This window comes from Methylosinus sp. Ce-a6, from assembly GCF_009811655.1.
In the GTDB taxonomy this organism is placed as follows: Bacteria; Pseudomonadota; Alphaproteobacteria; order Rhizobiales; family Beijerinckiaceae; genus Methylosinus.
The window spans coordinates 34688-50984 of record NZ_BGJX01000001.1 but is presented as its reverse complement, the minus strand read 5'-3'; the positions used below and the strand labels follow the sequence as shown (position 1 = coordinate 50984).

The 16297-nt window shown below is 64.7% G+C and carries 23 protein-coding genes; 17 read left to right on the top strand and 6 right to left on the bottom strand.

Going from position 1 to position 16297, the window contains the following annotated elements; translation table 11 throughout:
* Positions 1 to 3 precede the first annotated feature (3 nt).
* Positions 4 to 495 (top strand): transglycosylase SLT domain-containing protein, encoded by a 492-nt coding sequence (locus Mspo_RS00325; protein WP_159725954.1) that lies wholly within the window; start codon positions 4 to 6, stop codon positions 493 to 495.
* A gap of 12 nt (positions 496 to 507) precedes the next feature.
* Here Mspo_RS00325 and Mspo_RS00320 read toward each other — a convergent pair whose 3' ends face one another.
* Positions 508 to 1692 (bottom strand): hypothetical protein, encoded by a 1185-nt coding sequence (locus tag Mspo_RS00320; protein ID WP_159725953.1) that lies wholly within the window; start codon positions 1690 to 1692, stop codon positions 508 to 510.
* A 250-nt stretch (positions 1693 to 1942) separates the two neighbouring features.
* Between Mspo_RS00320 and Mspo_RS00315 the strand changes: the two genes are divergently transcribed.
* Complete coding sequence (locus Mspo_RS00315) at positions 1943 to 2491, top strand: hypothetical protein (protein WP_159725952.1); 549 nt, start codon at positions 1943 to 1945, stop codon at positions 2489 to 2491.
* A 21-nt stretch (positions 2492 to 2512) separates the two neighbouring features.
* Here the strand turns inward: Mspo_RS00315 and Mspo_RS00310 are convergent, their stop codons facing one another.
* The 3 genes from Mspo_RS00310 to flgF form a co-directional block, all read right to left on the bottom strand.
* Complete coding sequence (locus Mspo_RS00310) at positions 2513 to 2947, bottom strand: hypothetical protein (RefSeq protein ID WP_159725951.1); 435 nt, start codon at positions 2945 to 2947, stop codon at positions 2513 to 2515.
* A 122-nt stretch (positions 2948 to 3069) separates the two neighbouring features.
* The gene (gene fliI / locus Mspo_RS00305) at positions 3070 to 4404 is read right to left on the bottom strand and encodes a flagellar protein export ATPase FliI (protein WP_159725950.1); all 1335 of its coding nucleotides are present in this window, start codon (positions 4402 to 4404) and stop codon (positions 3070 to 3072) included.
* Positions 4401 to 5123: a flagellar basal-body rod protein FlgF gene (gene flgF, locus Mspo_RS00300; RefSeq protein ID WP_201281589.1), complete on the bottom strand. Its 723-nt coding sequence runs from the start codon at positions 5121 to 5123 to the stop codon at positions 4401 to 4403. Before flgF ends, fliI begins: the two co-directional genes overlap by 4 nt.
* A 155-nt stretch (positions 5124 to 5278) precedes the next feature.
* Here flgF and motA point away from each other — a divergent pair, with 155 nt between their 5' ends.
* From motA to flgI, 11 genes are all read left to right on the top strand, one after another.
* Positions 5279 to 6148, top strand: a complete 870-nt coding sequence (motA, locus tag Mspo_RS00295) for a flagellar motor stator protein MotA (protein WP_159725948.1) — start codon at positions 5279 to 5281, stop codon at positions 6146 to 6148.
* Between the two features lie 23 nt (positions 6149 to 6171).
* Entirely contained in the window at positions 6172 to 7098 is a 927-nt protein-coding gene (locus tag Mspo_RS00290; RefSeq protein ID WP_244612997.1) for a FliM/FliN family flagellar motor switch protein, read from the top strand.
* 152 nt (positions 7099 to 7250) lie between these two features.
* The gene (gene fliN / locus Mspo_RS00285) at positions 7251 to 7637 is read left to right on the top strand and encodes a flagellar motor switch protein FliN (protein WP_159725946.1); all 387 of its coding nucleotides are present in this window, start codon (positions 7251 to 7253) and stop codon (positions 7635 to 7637) included.
* An 18-nt stretch (positions 7638 to 7655) separates the two neighbouring features.
* Complete coding sequence (locus Mspo_RS00280) at positions 7656 to 8678, top strand: flagellar motor switch protein FliG (RefSeq protein WP_159725945.1); 1023 nt, start codon at positions 7656 to 7658, stop codon at positions 8676 to 8678.
* A 13-nt stretch (positions 8679 to 8691) separates the two neighbouring features.
* On the top strand, positions 8692 to 9780 hold the full coding sequence (gene flhB, locus Mspo_RS00275) for a flagellar biosynthesis protein FlhB (RefSeq protein ID WP_159725944.1): 1089 nt from the start codon (positions 8692 to 8694) through the stop codon (positions 9778 to 9780).
* A gap of 71 nt (positions 9781 to 9851) precedes the next feature.
* Entirely contained in the window at positions 9852 to 10235 is a 384-nt protein-coding gene (flgB, locus tag Mspo_RS00270; protein WP_159725943.1) for a flagellar basal body rod protein FlgB, read from the top strand.
* An 8-nt stretch (positions 10236 to 10243) separates the two neighbouring features.
* Entirely contained in the window at positions 10244 to 10663 is a 420-nt protein-coding gene (gene flgC / locus Mspo_RS00265; RefSeq protein WP_159726127.1) for a flagellar basal body rod protein FlgC, read from the top strand.
* Positions 10660 to 10980: a flagellar hook-basal body complex protein FliE gene (locus Mspo_RS00260; RefSeq protein WP_159725942.1), complete on the top strand. Its 321-nt coding sequence runs from the start codon at positions 10660 to 10662 to the stop codon at positions 10978 to 10980. Before flgC ends, Mspo_RS00260 begins: the two co-directional genes overlap by 4 nt.
* 18 nt (positions 10981 to 10998) lie before the next feature.
* Positions 10999 to 11787, top strand: a complete 789-nt coding sequence (gene flgG / locus Mspo_RS00255) for a flagellar basal-body rod protein FlgG (protein ID WP_159725941.1) — start codon at positions 10999 to 11001, stop codon at positions 11785 to 11787.
* On the top strand, positions 11784 to 12242 hold the full coding sequence (flgA, locus tag Mspo_RS00250; RefSeq protein ID WP_159725940.1) for a flagellar basal body P-ring formation chaperone FlgA: 459 nt from the start codon (positions 11784 to 11786) through the stop codon (positions 12240 to 12242). Before flgG ends, flgA begins: the two co-directional genes overlap by 4 nt.
* Entirely contained in the window at positions 12242 to 13336 is a 1095-nt protein-coding gene (gene flgI / locus Mspo_RS00245) for a flagellar basal body P-ring protein FlgI (protein WP_159725939.1), read from the top strand. The genes flgA and flgI overlap by 1 nt, the downstream gene beginning before the upstream one ends.
* A 34-nt stretch (positions 13337 to 13370) precedes the next feature.
* Here flgI and Mspo_RS00240 read toward each other — a convergent pair whose 3' ends face one another.
* Positions 13371 to 13580, bottom strand: a complete 210-nt coding sequence (locus tag Mspo_RS00240) for a hypothetical protein (RefSeq protein ID WP_159725938.1) — start codon at positions 13578 to 13580, stop codon at positions 13371 to 13373.
* Positions 13581 to 13680: 100 nt separating this feature from the next.
* Between Mspo_RS00240 and Mspo_RS00235 the strand changes: the two genes are divergently transcribed.
* The 3 genes from Mspo_RS00235 (at position 13681) to smbP (ending at position 14673) form a co-directional block, all read left to right on the top strand.
* Positions 13681 to 13917 (top strand): hypothetical protein, encoded by a 237-nt coding sequence (locus Mspo_RS00235; protein WP_159725937.1) that lies wholly within the window; start codon positions 13681 to 13683, stop codon positions 13915 to 13917.
* 69 nt (positions 13918 to 13986) lie between these two features.
* The gene (locus Mspo_RS00230; RefSeq protein ID WP_159725936.1) at positions 13987 to 14193 is read left to right on the top strand and encodes a hypothetical protein; all 207 of its coding nucleotides are present in this window, start codon (positions 13987 to 13989) and stop codon (positions 14191 to 14193) included.
* A gap of 144 nt (positions 14194 to 14337) precedes the next feature.
* The gene (smbP, locus tag Mspo_RS00225) at positions 14338 to 14673 is read left to right on the top strand and encodes a small metal-binding protein SmbP (RefSeq protein ID WP_244612995.1); all 336 of its coding nucleotides are present in this window, start codon (positions 14338 to 14340) and stop codon (positions 14671 to 14673) included.
* Between the two features lie 60 nt (positions 14674 to 14733).
* Here smbP and Mspo_RS00220 read toward each other — a convergent pair whose 3' ends face one another.
* Positions 14734 to 15330, bottom strand: coding sequence for a PAS domain-containing protein (locus Mspo_RS00220; RefSeq protein ID WP_159725934.1), 597 nt, complete (start codon positions 15328 to 15330; stop codon positions 14734 to 14736).
* A 157-nt stretch (positions 15331 to 15487) separates the two neighbouring features.
* On the opposite strand from Mspo_RS00220, the gene Mspo_RS00215 reads away from it, so the two are divergent.
* A complete protein-coding gene (locus tag Mspo_RS00215; RefSeq protein ID WP_159725933.1) occupies positions 15488 to 16279 on the top strand; it encodes a rhomboid family intramembrane serine protease in 792 nt (263 codons plus the stop codon).
* The last annotated feature ends 18 nt before the right edge of the window (positions 16280 to 16297 follow it).

Here is a 16297-nt window from a genome sequence, read left to right as displayed (position 1 = left end):
GAGATGATCCGCGCCTCCAATGAGAACGCGGTTCCGCTCGCGGTTCTCTATGCGGTGGCGCTCACCGAGACCGGGCAGAAAGGCGCGCTCGACGCTTTTGCGATGAATGTGGAAGGACGCGCCGTCTTCAGCGCCGACTTCCGTGAAGCGATGATGCGCTTTCTCGCGGCGAAGCGCTCTGGCGCCGTGCTCATCGACATCGGCTGCATGCAGGTCAACCATCACTATCACGGCGCCAAATTCGCGAGCGTGGAGGCGATGTTCGATCCGCGAACCAATGTGGATTACGCGGCGCGTTTCCTCAAGGATCTGCGCAAGCGGGAAGGAAGCTGGACGGCCGCCGTCGCGCGCTATCATGCGGGGCCGAACAATGCGCCGGCGCAGAAAAGCTATGTATGTTCGGTGATCGCCAATATGATCGCCAGCGGCTTCGGCGCCTGGACCGACGCCTCGCGCGAATTCTGCCGTCCGCGCCGGGAAGCCGCATCGCGCTGAGCGCGGCGGCGCTCAGCGCCGCTCCGCCACGCTCGCGGCGCGATGCAGATAAGAGGCGAAGGCGTCGAATATCTTGCGCATCTGCGGCGGCTTGTAGGGAAACAGGTCGACCGGGTCCATGTCGTGGACCAGCAGCGTATGGTCCACCTTGAAGACGACGAGCTCGCCGCTCTTCGTCTCCGCGCAATCGACGCCGAAATAGGTGAGGCCGACGCACTCGGCCAGCGCGGCGAAAGTGTCGGCGTGTCGCGCCACGAACTCCGTTTCGAACGTCGCGAAGAAGCGTTCTTCTTCGCTGCGCCGCATGGTGTCCGCCTCCATTCTGGCGCCGACATAAGAGCTGTTCCAGCCATCCGACACGGCGAGATGGCAGGCGTAGGGGCGGCCGTCGATGAAGAGCAGGCGAATTTTTCGATAGAGCCCGTCCTGCCCTCTGCAATCCACGAAAGGCGCGACGAAATAGCAGCGATCCGATCGCTTTCCGAGATAGAGGCCGAGTCCTGCGGGCGTATCGATCTTCTCGGCGTTGCGCGCATTGTGCGGGGCCGTGGAGCGGATGACGATCGGAAAGCGCCAGTTCGGCGCTTCCGATGCGGCGGCGGCGCGCAGCTCGTCGCGCAGAACGCGGCGCAGCGCGGGCGTGCGCAAGCCCGCCTCCGCGAGATTGGCGGCGAGCTCGATGGGCTCCAGCATCAGGATGCGGCCGGGCAGATTGACGACCGGCGTCGGCCAATAGGTGAGCAGCTCTTCGAGCTCGGCGAGCAGCGGATGGTTCGAGCTCGTCGCGGCGATGGCGACGAAGGCGAGATCATGGTCCGGCAATTCGGTCGGCAGCTCACGGCCGGGCAGCACATAGACCATCGTCAAGGCGATGTCCGAGCCTTCGAGCAAGAATTCGAGCGGCGTGTTGGCGCCGATGTCGGCGGCGGCGACGAAGGCGAGAACGCGCAGTCGCGGATTGGCGCCGCAGCAGGTGCTGCGAAACACGCGCTGCTTGCTCAGCGCCATCGCCTGCCGCTTCAATCCGGTCGCCAGGTTTCCCTCGAGCTGGTCGATGATCGCGAGGTCCATCAGCGCGCCGGCGTGATTGGGATCGCGTTCGCACATGCCGCGCAGGCGGCCGGCGACGCGGCTCAGATCGACGCCGGCGAAGGCGAGCCGCGTCAGCTTCGCGAGCCCGATCGGCAGCGTGGTCATGGGATCCGACGATTGGTCGATACGCATCAATGCACCGTCTGCCCGCTCCGGCTGTCGAACGGATCTCGACCAGATCGTTCGCCGTCTCGCCCGAGGGTGACGAACGCGGGCCGGCGACGCGCCTCCCGGGTCTGATGCGATAGCTAACGTGTCAATATTTCCCGAAGCTTGTCGAAATTTCGCGGTTCGATTCACCTTCACGCGATTTTGCGTTATCCATCTATCGTTCATCGATTCGAGGAACGATCGCATGGTTGACGCTCCGACATCCCGCTCCGATGCGACGCGCCGCACGCCGCCCATCGAGAAGCCCAAGGCCGCGCCGCCGCCTCTCGTCGCTCAGCGACGCACATCGCCATCGGGCCCGAAACTCGCGATCGGCGAAGCGGCCGTGCGCACGGTCGGCGTCGGTCTCGCTGTCGTCTCCACGGCTTTCGCCGCCTATATGATCTCGGATGCGGAGCGGCAGCCGCAATTCGCGGGTCTCGAACATCTCGCCATCTATAGCCGCCCGACGGCGATCGCAGCCAAGCGCATGCAGACGCAGATCGCCGACCAGCGCGGCAAGGTCGACTTCACGCCCGTCGGCTCGATCGGCGAGTCGCAATCGGAAGCGGGCGTTCCGGGTTTCTCTCTGCTCAGCGTGCGGGCGGGCGTCGCTTTGTTGCAGACGCCGAAAGCGATCGTCAAAGTTTCGCCGGGCGATCTCGTCGAGGGGCTGGGCCGCGTCACTGCGCTCGAGCGCCGCGGCGAAAAATGGGCGCTCGTCACGACGGGCGGCGTCATCATCGGCAATTGATCGGTCGTCACAGCGGCGCCGTCACCGCAGCGCCTTCGCGCGCGCGACAGCCTGGTCGATCTGCGCATTGCACTCGGCCAGCAGCCGCTCGGCCTGTCGGGCGCGGGATTTTTCCTGCCGATCCGGGTGACAGGACCAGGCGAGTCGCCGCCGCAGCGTGGCGAGCTTCGCGAGCGAGCCTTCCGCGCGCAGCAGCTCGGCGAAGACTTCCTCCCGCTCCGGCAGCCGCGGCGCTCGCGCTTCGGGCGGAGCGGACGGCGGCTCCTCCGGTTTTGCGAGATCGAGCCCGTAGGCGCGGCAGACTCGGGCCGCGCGATCTTTGTCGGACCGCGGCGCAGAGGGCGCTTCCGCGCCCAGTATCGTTCCGAAATGCGCCCCGCGCAGAGGCCCGGAGGGGCGTTCCGATCGCCGGGCCGCTTTTTCCAGGTCGTCGAGAATGGTCGCGAAATCCGTCATTGTCCCGAGCCGCAGGCAGGACCGGGATCATGAGGGCGAATGTGTGAATGATTGGTTGCCCCCTGCGAGGGGTGAGCGCGACAGCGCGGAGCAGGCTTTCACAGGGTTAACGATGTTCGAGCTCAGCCGCGCGCGGCGCCTTGCAGCTTGTCGGCGACTTCGCGGAAAGGATCGACGCTCGGCGGCGATTGCGGCGACTGACTCAGCGCCTCATAGAGCTTGGGCACGAGCTGGACGGCCTGATCCAGCTCCATGTCGGTTCCGCGCTGATAGCCGCCGAGCATGCGCAGATCGCGCGTGTCCTCGTATCGCGATACGAGCGCGCGCAGTTTTTGAACGAGATGCCTTTGCTCCGGCTTCCATGCGTGATGGGCGAGGCGGGAGATCGACGCCTTGAGATCGATCGCCGGATAGCGGCCTTGCTCGGCGATGGCGCGATCGAGCACGATATGGCCGTCCAGAGTGCCGCGCACGCAATCGGCGATCGGATCATTGTGATTGTCGCCGTCGACGAGGACAGAATACACGCCGGTGATCGATCCGCGTCCTTCTTCGCCCGGCCCCGCGCGCTCGAGCAGTCGTGGAATATCGGCGAATATGCTCGGCGTGTAGCCATGCGCGACGGGCGGCTCGCCGGCGGCCAAGGCGACCTCGCGCGAGGCGTGCGCGAAGCGCGTGACGGAGTCGACGATGAGCAGCACATTGCGCCCGATGTCGCGAAAATATTCCGCGATCGTCGTCGCGGTCAGCGGCGCGAGGCGGCGCATCATCGGGCTCTCGTCGCCGGTCGCGACGACGACGATCGAATCGCTCGCCTGCGAGGCGAGCACCTCGTCCAGAAACTCGCGCACCTCGCGGCCGCGTTCGCCGACGAGGCAGATGACCACATTGTCGAAGCCCGGCGCCCGCGCGAGCATGGCCAGCAGCGTCGACTTGCCGACTCCAGAGCCCGCGAAAATGCCGATGCGTTGCCCGGCGCAGATCGGCGTGAAGCAGTCGACCGCCTTGACGCCGGTGCGCACGGCGGTGGTCACGCGGGCGCGGCGCATCGCCTTTGGCGCGGCAGAATCGACGTCGAAAGCGCTCTCTCCATCCGAGAGCGCGCCGCGCTCGTCGATCGGCCGCGCGAAGGCGTCCAGCACGCGACCCGCCCAGTCGACATTGGGCGCGATCTCGATCGGTCCGACGCGATAGGCAGGCGAATTGAGGCCGATGCGCACGCGATTGTCGAAGGACTTGACGATCGCGCCGTCCTTGCCGACGCGCACGACCTGCCCCAGGGCGCCGTCGTGTGGCGATCCGATTCGCACGCATTCGCCAAGCTCGATGAACTCCGACAATCCGCTCACGCGACAGTGCGATGGCGTCACCTCGGTCACGACCCCGAAGATGCGTATGTTCGCGGCGCGCCGCCTATGGCGCTCCACCGCCTCGCGAAGGCGTTGCAGCGACGTCATGCGCCGCCGAGCGTGCGAATGGCTTCGCGCTGCGAGCTGTCGAGCATATCATTCATCGAGCTGACGCTGTCGAATGCGCGCGAGGTGGCGATCAGCTTGGCCATTTCATGAATGGGATTGACGTTCGATCCCTCGATGAAGCCCTGCTGCACGCCATTGCGAACGAAATCGAACACAGCCGTGGCGGGCCTGGAGGGAATGAGGCTGGCGTTCGGGCCGCGTTTCAGATCGGCGGTCTCGTCTATCATGAAGAGCCCGACGGCGCTGATCTGCTGTCCGTTCTGTGTGATCATCCCGTCGCGAGAGATCATCGGCGGACCCGCGTTTGGATCGAGCGTGATCGCCGAATTGCCGGCGTCCAGTATGGGAAAGCCGGCGACAGTCTGGAGATTGCCCGTCTCGGTCATGCGCATGCGCCCGTCGCGCGTGTATGCGATTCCATCCGGCGTGCGGATCGCGAAGAAGCCATTGCCGACGATGCCGATGTCGTAAGGATCGCCGGTCCTGGTCAGCTCGCCCACGGCGCGCGAAATGAAATTCTTGCCGGCCGAAACATAAGCGACCTTGGCCGTGTCCGTGTCGGACACCACCTGCTGAAAGCTGACGCCCTCGGCGCGATAGCCGGGCGTCATCGCATTGGCGATGTTGTTGGCGAGAGTCTCGAGCCGCTTGTCGACCGACATTTGCGCCGAGAGCGAGACGTAGAAGGCCGATTGCATGTCCGAAGATCCGTGCCACAGCGCGACGGCTCGGCGCCGCCGCTCTTCACGAAATTGCCCCTTTTTGCTTGCGCGAAGCTGAAAGAAAATGTCAGCTTCGCGCAAGCGAGGATGTCTAGTTCTCTGAGGAATTTCCATCGGGAGAGACGGGCGTCATGGGATTCTTCGTCGGGCTGATCATCACGATGGGATGCATGTTCGGAGGCTTCGCCGCGCTCGGCGGCCATCTTGTCGTGCTCTGGCAGCCGTGGGAGTTCGTCATCATCATGGGCTCCTCGCTCGGCACCTTCGTGGTCGCCAACCCGACCAAGGTGATCATGGACACCGGCAAGGCGCTCGGCCAAGCCATTCTCGACAAAGGCCCGAAGCATCGCGACTTCCTGGACATTCTCGGCCTGCTGCACGCGCTGATGCGCGAGTTGCGCAGCAAGCCGCGCAACGAGGTCGAGGCGCATGTCGACAATCCCGCCGAATCGAGGATTTTCACCGCTTTTCCGAAAGTGCTCGCCAATAAGGAGATGACCACCTTCATCTGCGATTACTGCCGGCTCTTCATCATCGGCAATGTTCGCACCTTCGAGATCGAGGCGCTGATGGACGAGGAGATCGCCGCCATCCGCTACGACCGCCTGAAGCCCTATCACGCGCTCTCCGCGGTCGGCGACGGCCTGCCGGCGCTCGGGATCGTCGCTGCGGTGCTCGGCGTCATCAAGGCGATGGGCGCGCTGGATCAATCGCCGGAGCTGCTCGGCGGCCTCATCGGCGCAGCCATGGTTGGCACATTCGCCGGCATTTTCGTCTCTTACGGCATCGTCACGCCGCTCGCCTTCAAGGTCAAGGTCGCGCGCAGCAAGGAATGCCATCTCTATGTCATCATCAAGCAGACCTTGCTCGCGTTCATGAACGGCGCCATGCCGCAAGTGGCCGTCGAGCACGGACGCAAATCCATTCCCTCTCATGAGCGTCCCTCGATCGACGAGGTCGAGAACGAGACGCTCTCCGGCGGCGCCGTCGAGGCGGCGTGACGGGCATGAACATGGAAGGCGCCATGGACTTCGCCTCACAGGGAGTGAGGGAGCGCCTGCTCTCGGGCGGCGGCCTTTCGCTCGACCGCATGCCGCTGTTGCGCCCGGTGTTCGACGCAATGGCGTCGGAGGTGCAGGAGTCGGTGTATGGTATCGCCGAAGGCGCGATGCAGTTCATCGTCGATTCGACGACGGTCGCGCGCGTGAGCGACATTGCGGCCGAGACGGAGCGCGCCGCTGTCGCCTCTTCCTACTCCGTCAACGCCGATGCGGACGTCAAGATCGTCATCGGCGCGGATCGTCGCTTCGTCTTCACGCTGCTCGAGGGCCTGTTCGGTTCGGACGGATCAGAGCCGCCTTTCGAGGCCGAGCGCGAGCTGACCGCGATCGAGACGCGCGTCGGCATGTTGGCTTTCGCGCGCGTGGCGAAGTCGCTGCAGGCGGCCTTCGACTCGCTCGTCGGAGCGACTCTCGCGCTCGAGCCGACGGAGAGCCGTGGGGAGGCGGCGGGCGGCGCGCGGAAGAACGGCTTTTGCGTGACCTGCCGCTGCCGGCTGCGCGCCTTTGGAGCCGAAGGCGAGCTGTTCGTCGCAATTCCACAAGCCGCGCTCGATCCGTTCCGGAATGCGCTCTCCCAAAACCCGCCGTCGTCGGCGTCCTCGCTCGATCCGCATTGGGCGAAGCGGATGAAGGAGCGAGTGACCGAGACCGAGGTGACCCTGAGCGCCGTGATGGAGAAAACCGATCTCACGCTGGCAAATGTCGCGCGTTTCGAGGTCGGACAGGTCATAGAGCTCCCGGTGTCTCCGACAGGTCTCGTCGCGCTGATGTGCGAGGGGCAGTCTTTGTTCTGGTGCGAGATCGGCCAGAAGGACGGGTCTTATACGATTCGCATCGACGACTTCGTGGATCAGCAACAGGAATTCATCGAGGACGTCTTGCGCGGCTGAACGCAGGCACGACGGCGAAGCCGTGTAGAGCGTTTCCAGCCGAAGTGAATGCCGGTTCGGCGTTGGAAACGCGTCAAAGCAAAAACCTAGAGTCTTTCTATGTTTCATTGAAGCATGGAAAGACTCTAGAATGGCGATATTGGAGAATCGGCATGGGTGAGTTCGATTTCGAGAGCTCGAAAAGCGAGGAGCTCGAGCGGTTGATCGGCGGCTCCCGCGCTGTCGGCGAGGATGCGGTGGCGGAGCCGCGCGGCGAGGAGCCGGAGATCGATCTGCGCAAGTTCGAATCGATCCTGCGCATTCCCGTCGTCATGCAGGTGGTGATCGGCTCGGTGACGATGCCGGTCGCCAATCTGCTCAAGCTCGGGCGCGGCGCGATCGTGCCGCTCGATCAGAAGATCGGCGAGCCTGTCGATGTCGTCGTCAACGGCCGTCTCATCGCGCGCGGCGAGGTGGTGGTCGTCGAGGACGATAATACCCGCTTCGGCGTCTCGCTGACCGAGATCATCGAGCCTGGGAGCGGCGCACGGCGTATTTGACGGAGGCGGGAGCCCGCGATGACCAATCTGATTGCCGCCGAAGCGGGCCGGATGCTGAACGGCCCGGAGAAAGTCGCGGCGCTGCTGCTGACGGTCGACAAGGATGTGGCGCAACGCGTCCTCAAGCATTTCGACCAGAGCGAGCTGCGTCAGATCACAAAATTCGCTGCAGGCCTCGGCGCGGTTCCTGCGAGCACGATCGAGACGCTCATCGATGACTTCACAAGCAGGCTGGAGAGCGGCGGCTCCGAGCTTCGTGGCACGGCGGGCGAGGCCGAGAAGCTGCTCTCTGGCGTGATTCCGCCCGAGCAGATCGCCGAGATCATGTCGGATGTGCTCGGCAGCTCGAACAGCGCGGTCTGGGATCGCGTCAGCGCCGCGCCGGAGGCGGCTTTCATCGGCTATATTTCGAAGGAGCATCCGCAGACGGCGGCCTTGACGCTGTCGCGGATCGATCCCGCGCGGGCGGCCAAGGCGCTCTCCGTGCTGCCCGGCGAATTCCGTGACGATGTGATGCGCCGTATGCTGTCGTCCAAGGCGGTCGCCGACGAGGCGCTGCGGCTGCTGGAAACGACTCTGCAGGAAGGTCTGCTAAAGAGTTCCGAGTTCGCGGCTTCGGCCGCCAAGAACGCCAAGCTCGCGGCGATCATCAACAAGATGGAGCGCGAGCATGCGGAAGGCGTGCTGCGCAGCCTATCCGAGCGGCGCCCGCGCGACGCCGAGGCGCTGAAGGGAATGCTCTTCAATTTCGAGGACATCACCAGGCTCAATGTCCGCGCCCGCATGATCCTGTTCGACGCCATTCCCGCAGACCGCGTCATACTGGCGCTGCGCGGCGCCGAGACGGACGTTCGCGACGTCGTTCTCGCGGCGCTCTCGGCGCGCACGCGTCGCATGGTGGAGGCCGAGCTTTCCAGCGGCGCGACCCCGCCGCGCCGCGACATAATGGAGGCGCGCCGCGTGATCGCCGACACGGTGCTGAAGCTCGCCGAGCAAGGCAAGATCGATCTATCGGGCGCGGCGGAGGAGGCGGCCGAATGATCGCCTCCGAGCCATGAGCGAGACCGAAGACCAGGAATCACGAACAGAAGAAGCGACAGAGAAAAAGATTCTCGACGCGCTGGAGAAGGGTAAGACGCCCGTTTCCCGCGACCTGTCCATCGCCACGCTCTTCCTCGCTTTTCTTCTCTGCGCCGCTTTCGTCATCGATACGGTCGGCCCGCGCCTCGCCGGCTCGCTGGCCTTGATGCTCGCCAATGTCGGTCAATTCTCACTCTCAAACGCCGCGGACGCCTATACGCAGTCGCGGGCGGTGGCATTCGAAACGGGCCGATTTCTCGCGCCGATCCTCGCGATGTTCATCGTCGCGGCTTTCGTCGCCGCATTCATTCAGGGCGGGCCTCGCCTCGTCTTCCAGCGCATAGAGCCGGATCTCTCGCGCATCTCGCCGCAGGAGGGGTTGAAGCGCATCTTCGGTCTCGCCGGCTTTATCGAGCTCCTGAAGTCTGTAGCCAAGATCGTCATCATCGCCGGCGCCGTCGTCTTTTCGCTCAATGTCGATCGTGGGCTCATCACTGATTCGATGCGCGTCGAGCCGGGACAGACGCCGGGATTGATGCTGAAGCTCGTCATCCGACTGACGAGCGTCGTCTGCATTCCGGTCGTCCTGTTGGCTATGGCGGATTTCGCCTGGAGCCGCATGAGGTGGCGTCGCGACATGCGCATGAGCCGCCAGGAGATCAAGGAGGAGCTGAAGCAATCGGAAGGCGATCCGATGATGAAGGCGCGCCTTCGCTCGATCGCGCTCGATCGCGCGCGCCGGCGCATGATGGCTGCCGTTCCGCGCGCGACTTTCATCATCGCGAACCCCACGCATTACGCCATCGCTCTCCGCTATGTGCGCGAGGAGGGCGGCGCGCCGCTCGTCGTCGCCAAGGGCAAGGATCTGATCGCGCTCAAGATCAGGGAGATCGCCGAAGCCAATAACGTTCCCGTGCTCGAGCGTCAGGCGCTCGCGCGCGCGATGTATGACCATGTCGAGGTCGATAAGATGATTCCGTCGGAATTCTATCGTCCAGTGGCCGAGCTCATTCATTTTTTGCAGAATGGCGGTGGCGGCGCTTCGCGGACTTCTGCGCGCTGATGAAGCGTAATACAGCTTGACGCAAGACCGAACGCATAATTTTCCGTAAAGGAAGTCGTGCGAGGGCGCTCATGGTCGAGCCGGTCTATCTCTTCGATCTCGTCGAAAAGCAGCGGAGCTGGCTCTCCGCGCGTCAATCCGTCGTCGCGCAGAACGTCGCCAACGCCAATACGCCGGGCTACAAGGCGGTCGACATCGCGCCTTTCTCCAAGGTTCTGGATCAAAGCGCGTTGCAGCTCGCCGGAGCCAATAACCTGCATATCCAGGCGGCCGCTTTCGATCCGCGCGCGACCTCTCCCAAGGAAGGCGCGAATTGGGAGACGAGCCTTTCGGGGAATGCGGTCAGCCTCGAGCAGGAGTTGATGAAGGCGGGCGAAATTCGCGGCGCCTTCTCGCTCAGCACCAGCATCATGAAGTCGTTCCACGGAATGTGGATGGCGACGTTGAAAGGATGACGGAAAAGATGGACGCGCTGCAAGCCTCCATGAAAATCGCCGGCTCCGGCCTCGAGGCGCAATCCTCGCGTCTTCGGGTCGTCGCCGAGAATATGGCCAATGCGCGCTCCACCGGCCAGGCCGCCGGCGCCAATCCTTATGTGCGCAAAACGGTCACTTTCATCAATGAGCTCGATCGCGCCATCGGCGCGGATCTGGTGCATGTCAGCGCCGTCGGCGTCGATCGCGCGCCCTTCCGCGTCGAGCACGACCCCGGCAATCCGGCGGCCGACAGGAATGGCAACGTCAAATATCCGAATGTGAATATTCTCGCGGAAGTCGCCGATATGCGTGAGGCCAATCGCGGCTATGAGGCCAATCTCCAGGTCATGAAGCAGACGCGCGATCTGCTCTCCATGACGATCGATCTGCTGAAGGGAAGCCAATGATCGGACTTGTCCCCGGAATCGTCGCCTCGGTCGCTTCCAATGGCGGCGTCTCCGCGCTCAGCGGCGCGATCAGGAGCGCCGCCACGTCGTCGACCGACGGCGCGTCTTTCTCGCAAGTGCTCGAACACCTGACGACGGATGTCGTCGACAAGCTGAAATCGAGCGAGGCGGCTTCCATCTCCGCCGTGCAGGGCAAGGCGTCGGTGCAACAAGTGGTCGACGAGATCATGTCCGCCGAGCGCGCCTTGCAGTCGGCGATCGCCGTGCGCGACAAGGTCGTGGGCGCCTATCAGGAAATCAGCCGTATGGCGATTTGAGGAAGGATCGGCAAATCCATGCGTGCGCTCGCCATCGCGGCTACGGGCATGAACGCCCAGCAGCAGAACATCGAAGTCCTCTCCAACAATATCGCCAATATCAACACGACGGCGTTCAAGCGCTCGCGCGCGGAGTTCACCGATCTGCTCTATCAGGTGGATCGCCTGCAGGGCGTCTCCAACCGCGGCCGCGACGCGATGATCCCGGAAGGGTCGCAGACCGGCCTCGGCGTGCGGCTCGCCGCGATCCGCAGCCTGCAGACGCAAGGCTCGCTCACGCAGACCGGCAATCAGCTCGACCTCGCGCTGCAGGGCCGCGGCTGGTTCCAGATCGTCGGGCCGGACAGCGAGACGGTCTATACGCGCGCCGGCTCCTTCAGCACCAACGCGATGGGGCAATTGGTGACGGGCGACGGCTATCTGGTGACGCCGACCATCGTCATTCCCAACAATGCGACCGCGATCACGATCAATCAGTCCGGTCTCGTCTCGGCGACGATCGGCGGCCAGACGGCTCCGCAGCAGCTCGGGCAATTGACGATCGCCAATTTCGCCAACGAATCGGGTCTCGAGGCGCTTGGCGGCAATCTTTTCCGCCAGACGCTCGCCTCGGGCGCGCCGGTCGTCGGCGTGCCCGGCGATCCGGGCTTCGGCACGCTCAGTCAATTTTATCTCGAGAGTTCCAACGTCGATCCGGTCAAGGAGCTCGTCAATCTCATCTCCGCGCAGCGCGCCTTCGAGCTGAGCTCGAAGGTGATCCAGGCGGTGGACGAGATGGAGGGCACCGTCTCGAAGGGAATCAGATGATGCGCCTTCCGCGGCTCGTCGCCTCGGCGCTGGCCGCGGCATTGTGCGGTCTCTCGCCATTATGCGCGGAGGAGCGCATGCTCCCCGTGCCGGTCGCCGTCATCTATCCCGGCGAGGTCATTCGCGAATCCATGCTCGTCGAGCGCCCCTTCGGCGTCGGCTCCGGCGGTTCCGTCGCGGAGACGAAAAATGCGCTCGTCGGCAAGGTCGCGCGGCGCACGCTCCTTCCCGACCAGCCGATTCCCCCGATCGCGGTCGACGCGCCGAAAGTCGTTTCCATCAATGCGCAGGTCAAGATCGTCTTCGACGAGGGCGGCATGGTCATCATCGCCTATGGCTCGGCGCTCCAGCCCGGCGCGGTCGGCGATCTCATTCGCGTGCGCAATCAGGACAGCGGCCTCGTCGTCACCGGTCGCGTGCAGGCGGACGGCTCGATTCGCGTGAGCGAGGGCTGATGCGCAGGCTCGTCGCGCTCGCCCTGCTCCTGCTGATGAGCGCGCCGGCGCTCGCCTCTGTGCGCATCAAGGACATCACTTTTCCGCGCGGCGTGCGGGAATATCAGCTTCTCGGCTATGGCCTCGTCGTCGGTCTGCAGGGAACCGGCGACACGCTGCGCAACGCGCCTTTCACCGAGCAATCGGTGTCCTCCATGCTGGATCGGCTCGGCGTCAATGTGCGCAACAACATTTTGCGCACGCGCAATCTCGCCGCGGTGATGGTCACTGCCGCGCTGCCGCCCTTCGTCGGCTGGGGATCGACGATCGACGTCACCGTTTCGGCTATGGGCGACGCCACTTCGCTCATGGGCGGCACGCTGCTGCTCACCTCGCTCACCGGCATAGACGGCAATGTCTATGCGATCGCGCAAGGGCCGATCGCGGTCTCGGGCTTTGCCGTCGGCGGGCAGAACGAGACGCTGACTCATGGCGTCGCGACGGTCGGGCGCATTCCCAATGGCGCGACGATAGAGCGCGAGGCGCCGCGGCCGTCGGGCGAGAACGGCTCGCTGGTGCTCGAGCTGCGCAATCCGGATTTCGAGACGGCGGTGCGCATCGCCGACGCCATCAATCGCTATACGCAGGGAAAATATCATCAACGGCTCGCGCGCGAACGCGACAATCGCAGCGTCGCGCTGACCTCGACGCGCGGCGGCGCGACGCGGCTGCTCGCCGAGATCGGCGAGCTGCGCGTCGAGCCGAGCACGCCCGCTCGCGTCGTCATCGACGAGCGCACGGGCACGGTGGTGATCGGCCAGGATGTGAAGATATCGCCCGTCGCATTGACGCATGGCGGCCTCACCGTGCGCATCAACGAGACGCCGGAAGTCTCGCAGCCTGCGCCTTTCTCCAACGGCAGGACGACCGTCACAACTCAGACGCGCATCACGGCGACGGAGGAAGTCGGCGGCGTCGCCACGCTCGAGGGGCCGACTCTGCGCACTCTGGTGCGCGGGCTCAATCAGATCGGCCTCAAGCCGACGGGGATCATCTCCATCCTTCAGGCGATCAAATCCGCAGGAGCCTTGCAGGCCGATCTCATCATTCAATGACGCGCGGGGCGCCCGATGACGATGGCGGCGCCGCTCAATGGCGCCGGCTCGTCCTCAGAGCGCTCTCCAGCGCCATTATGACGGGAATGAGGGACGCCTTCTCGCGTTGCGCCGAGGCGAAGAGCTCGGGGCCGGCGTCCAGCTCGATCTTCTGCAGCGCCTCGAGCTGACGCTCGAGGCATTCCAGCAGCGTCTCCGCGTCGCCGCGCTCGAGCGCCAGCGAAAGCTCGATCTGATCGCCCATCCTCATCCTCCTCCGCAATTGTGCTCGGGCTTTCTCGCCTAAGTGGGCAAGAGCCGCCCGCGGCGGTAGGGGCGGCGGGCCAGGCGGCGAAAACCGGGCGATGTGTTTCGATTTGATCGGCGACGGTGTCATCGCTGCGACGCAAAATGCGTCGATACCGAAAGAATTCAAGATACTGCGCGACGTGCAGCTTCGTCGTCGGGCGGCCGTGAAGGTTTCTGCGGCCCGATTGCGAAAGAGCGAAGATTTCGAGATAATCGCCGTGACGCTCGAGCGTGGGCGTTCAAAAGCAAAACCGAGGGCCTCGGACATTGGCCCAGCCGGCGAATCTGATTGAGGCCCCTCGAGGGAATTCGAGCGATTTCCCGCTCCCGCTCTCAGGCTCGCCCAAGCGAGTGAGAGAGCAATGGCAAAGAATTCCCTGATCGCCCTGTTGCAAGAGAAGCTCGACTCCGCGCGCCGCGAATTGCGCTCGGCGGTCGTCGATTTCGACGTTTCCGACGAGCGGCTGCTCGAGTTGCGCGCGAGCGCGCGGCAGATCTTTTCGGAGCTGAAGGAGCAGGACCGCCAGGCGGCGCAGAAAGGCCTGCTCGCAGCATGGAAATTCTGGTGAGTCGCGGCGGGCGCGGCCGAAAGTCCGTCTCTCGGGCTGGTAAGCCGCCCCGACTTGCATTTAAATGCGGGACACGATCATCGGCGGCCGTAACAAATCGTTCAGTGGACGATGCGCGAGTCGCTGGATCATGAGGAAACGACCATGAACTTCAAAACCGCCGCTCTCACGCTCGCTTTCGGCGGCGCACTTTTCGCCTCGACGCTCGCATGGGCCGACGACCGGCTCGAGCAGGCCGCCCATCACGTCGACGAAGCGATCACCCAGGTCAAGCTGAAGGACGCCGGGCTGCTCGCCTATCATGCCGATCTCGCGCTGGAAAAGGCCGAGTCTTTGCAGAAGTTCAAGCCCGACGCGCATCTCGCGGCCGCGATCGACCACCTCAAGGCCGCGATCGACGAGGCCCGCCAGAACCATCTCGCGCCGGCCGCCGAACATGTGAAGGGGGCCAACGAAGAGCTCAAGCAGGTCGCGAAGTAATCGTCCGCCCAGTCGGCGCGCCCCTTCTCGGGGGCGCGCTACTGGCTGACCAACGCGATATTACGCCTTTCCGCCCAGATAGAGAACGAGCTCCGGGCGTCCCGCCGAGGCGGGACGCGCCACACGGCGGCCGACCGGATCCATGAGACGAGCGCGCGCCTCGCTCGGCGCGATGACGCGAAAGGATTTCAGCCGCAGCGGGTTGGCCGGCGCGACGCCGAGCCAGCGCGGCCGGCGCGCGGGCGCGAGAGCGCCGAGAACGCGGGAATGTGTTTTGCCAAAATGGCGCAACGGCAGCAGGAGCAGTTCCAGCTCCAACATGTCGCCCTCGTCGCCGGCGCGTCCTTCGACGCCGGCGACCACGGGGGCCACACCGTCTATGACCGTCAGCAGGACGGAGGCGAGCGTCCGGCGATCTTCGAGAGACCATAGGTCGAGAAAGGATTTGCCCTTCTGCTCGTCGAGCCAGAGCGCATTCATCCGCGTGCCGCACAGGCGCATCGGGAACCGCCCGCTCGCGTCGATCTCGATCATGAAGGAGTCGGGCAGCGCCTCGCGAATCTCCGCCGGGTCGATCTCGGATCGCTCGGGCGCGGATCGCGCCCCTTTCAAGCGGCTCCAATAGGCGTAGAGTTGCTGGTTGACCTTGTGTCTCATTTTGTTTCCAAGACGGCGTATCGTTTAGGACTTTGCGTCGAATCGGCGCGCCCTGCCGCCCGCTTCCAGGCGGCGTGAGCTGAAGAGCAGGCGGCGTGCCAGCGCAAGAAATCGGTTAACCACGGCGGCTTCGGCGGCCAAGAGAGACGGGCGAGACATGAACGAGCGCTCAGAGGCTGGCGCCGGCAGGGAGAAAATCTTCAATCTGCCCCGTGAGGTCACGGCGCTGCTGGCGGCGCTGGCGGCAATCCAATTCGCGCTCGGCGCGCTGCCGGCGGCCTCGGTCGCCGAGATTTTCTCGACTCTGGCCTTCGTTCCGGGACGGATATCCGTCGTGCTGGCGCCGGACGCCTTCATGCGCGCCATCGGCGAACATCTCGGGCCGGGGATCGAGGCGAGCGACGTCGCCGTCGCGCTCGGCGCCGAGCGGCTGCCCTGGTGGACGTTCGCGACCTATGCGCTGCTCCACGCCAATTGGACGCATCTCGCCGTCAATGGCGTGACGCTCGCGGCCTTCGGCTCGCCGCTGGCGCGCCGTTTCGGCCCAGCCCGATTCCTCGCCTTCATGGCGTTGACGGCGGCGGCGGGCGCGGCGACGCATTTTGCGGTCCATCCTTTCGATCTCGGCCCGGTCGTCGGCGCCTCGGCGGCGATTTCTGGAACCATGGCGGCGAGCGCGCGTTTCGCTTTTACCCAGGATTCGGAGTCGGGCGCGTCTCATTCGTCGCGTCGCGCGGCGAGCCTTTCGGAGCTTTGGTCCAATCGGCGCGCGCTCGCCTTCGTGGGGCTCTGGTTCGCGGTCAATCTGATCTTCGGCCTGTTCCCCGGGGCGGCGGGGGCGACGGAGCAGATCGCCTGGGAGGCGCATGTCGGAGGTTTCACGGCGGGCCTTCTCTTGTTCGGCGCCTTCGACCGCCGGCGTGAAGGGGGCCGTGATAGAGTGCGATAACAAGCGATAGGGGAGGGG

What these genes read in the sequence shown, in the direction of transcription:
- Mspo_RS00325 (WP_159725954.1), top strand. Translation starts at nt 4, where the DNA reads ATGATCCGCGCCTCCAATGAGAACGCGGTTCCGCTCGCGGTTCTCTAT.
- Mspo_RS00320 (WP_159725953.1), bottom strand. Translation starts at nt 1,692, where the DNA reads ATGACCACGCTGCCGATCGGGCTCGCGAAGCTGACGCGGCTCGCCTTC.
- Mspo_RS00315 (WP_159725952.1), top strand. Translation starts at nt 1,943, where the DNA reads ATGGTTGACGCTCCGACATCCCGCTCCGATGCGACGCGCCGCACGCCG.
- Mspo_RS00310 (WP_159725951.1), bottom strand. Translation starts at nt 2,947, where the DNA reads ATGACGGATTTCGCGACCATTCTCGACGACCTGGAAAAAGCGGCCCGG.
- fliI (WP_159725950.1), bottom strand. Translation starts at nt 4,404, where the DNA reads ATGACGTCGCTGCAACGCCTTCGCGAGGCGGTGGAGCGCCATAGGCGG.
- flgF (WP_201281589.1), bottom strand. Translation starts at nt 5,123, where the DNA reads ATGCAATCGGCCTTCTACGTCTCGCTCTCGGCGCAAATGTCGGTCGAC.
- motA (WP_159725948.1), top strand. Translation starts at nt 5,279, where the DNA reads ATGGGATTCTTCGTCGGGCTGATCATCACGATGGGATGCATGTTCGGA.
- Mspo_RS00290 (WP_244612997.1), top strand. Translation starts at nt 6,172, where the DNA reads ATGGACTTCGCCTCACAGGGAGTGAGGGAGCGCCTGCTCTCGGGCGGC.
- fliN (WP_159725946.1), top strand. Translation starts at nt 7,251, where the DNA reads ATGGGTGAGTTCGATTTCGAGAGCTCGAAAAGCGAGGAGCTCGAGCGG.
- Mspo_RS00280 (WP_159725945.1), top strand. Translation starts at nt 7,656, where the DNA reads ATGACCAATCTGATTGCCGCCGAAGCGGGCCGGATGCTGAACGGCCCG.
- flhB (WP_159725944.1), top strand. Translation starts at nt 8,692, where the DNA reads ATGAGCGAGACCGAAGACCAGGAATCACGAACAGAAGAAGCGACAGAG.
- flgB (WP_159725943.1), top strand. Translation starts at nt 9,852, where the DNA reads ATGGTCGAGCCGGTCTATCTCTTCGATCTCGTCGAAAAGCAGCGGAGC.
- flgC (WP_159726127.1), top strand. Translation starts at nt 10,244, where the DNA reads ATGGACGCGCTGCAAGCCTCCATGAAAATCGCCGGCTCCGGCCTCGAG.
- Mspo_RS00260 (WP_159725942.1), top strand. Translation starts at nt 10,660, where the DNA reads ATGATCGGACTTGTCCCCGGAATCGTCGCCTCGGTCGCTTCCAATGGC.
- flgG (WP_159725941.1), top strand. Translation starts at nt 10,999, where the DNA reads ATGCGTGCGCTCGCCATCGCGGCTACGGGCATGAACGCCCAGCAGCAG.
- flgA (WP_159725940.1), top strand. Translation starts at nt 11,784, where the DNA reads ATGATGCGCCTTCCGCGGCTCGTCGCCTCGGCGCTGGCCGCGGCATTG.
- flgI (WP_159725939.1), top strand. Translation starts at nt 12,242, where the DNA reads ATGCGCAGGCTCGTCGCGCTCGCCCTGCTCCTGCTGATGAGCGCGCCG.
- Mspo_RS00240 (WP_159725938.1), bottom strand. Translation starts at nt 13,580, where the DNA reads ATGGGCGATCAGATCGAGCTTTCGCTGGCGCTCGAGCGCGGCGACGCG.
- Mspo_RS00235 (WP_159725937.1), top strand. Translation starts at nt 13,681, where the DNA reads ATGTGTTTCGATTTGATCGGCGACGGTGTCATCGCTGCGACGCAAAAT.
- Mspo_RS00230 (WP_159725936.1), top strand. Translation starts at nt 13,987, where the DNA reads ATGGCAAAGAATTCCCTGATCGCCCTGTTGCAAGAGAAGCTCGACTCC.
- smbP (WP_244612995.1), top strand. Translation starts at nt 14,338, where the DNA reads ATGAACTTCAAAACCGCCGCTCTCACGCTCGCTTTCGGCGGCGCACTT.
- Mspo_RS00220 (WP_159725934.1), bottom strand. Translation starts at nt 15,330, where the DNA reads ATGAGACACAAGGTCAACCAGCAACTCTACGCCTATTGGAGCCGCTTG.
- Mspo_RS00215 (WP_159725933.1), top strand. Translation starts at nt 15,488, where the DNA reads ATGAACGAGCGCTCAGAGGCTGGCGCCGGCAGGGAGAAAATCTTCAAT.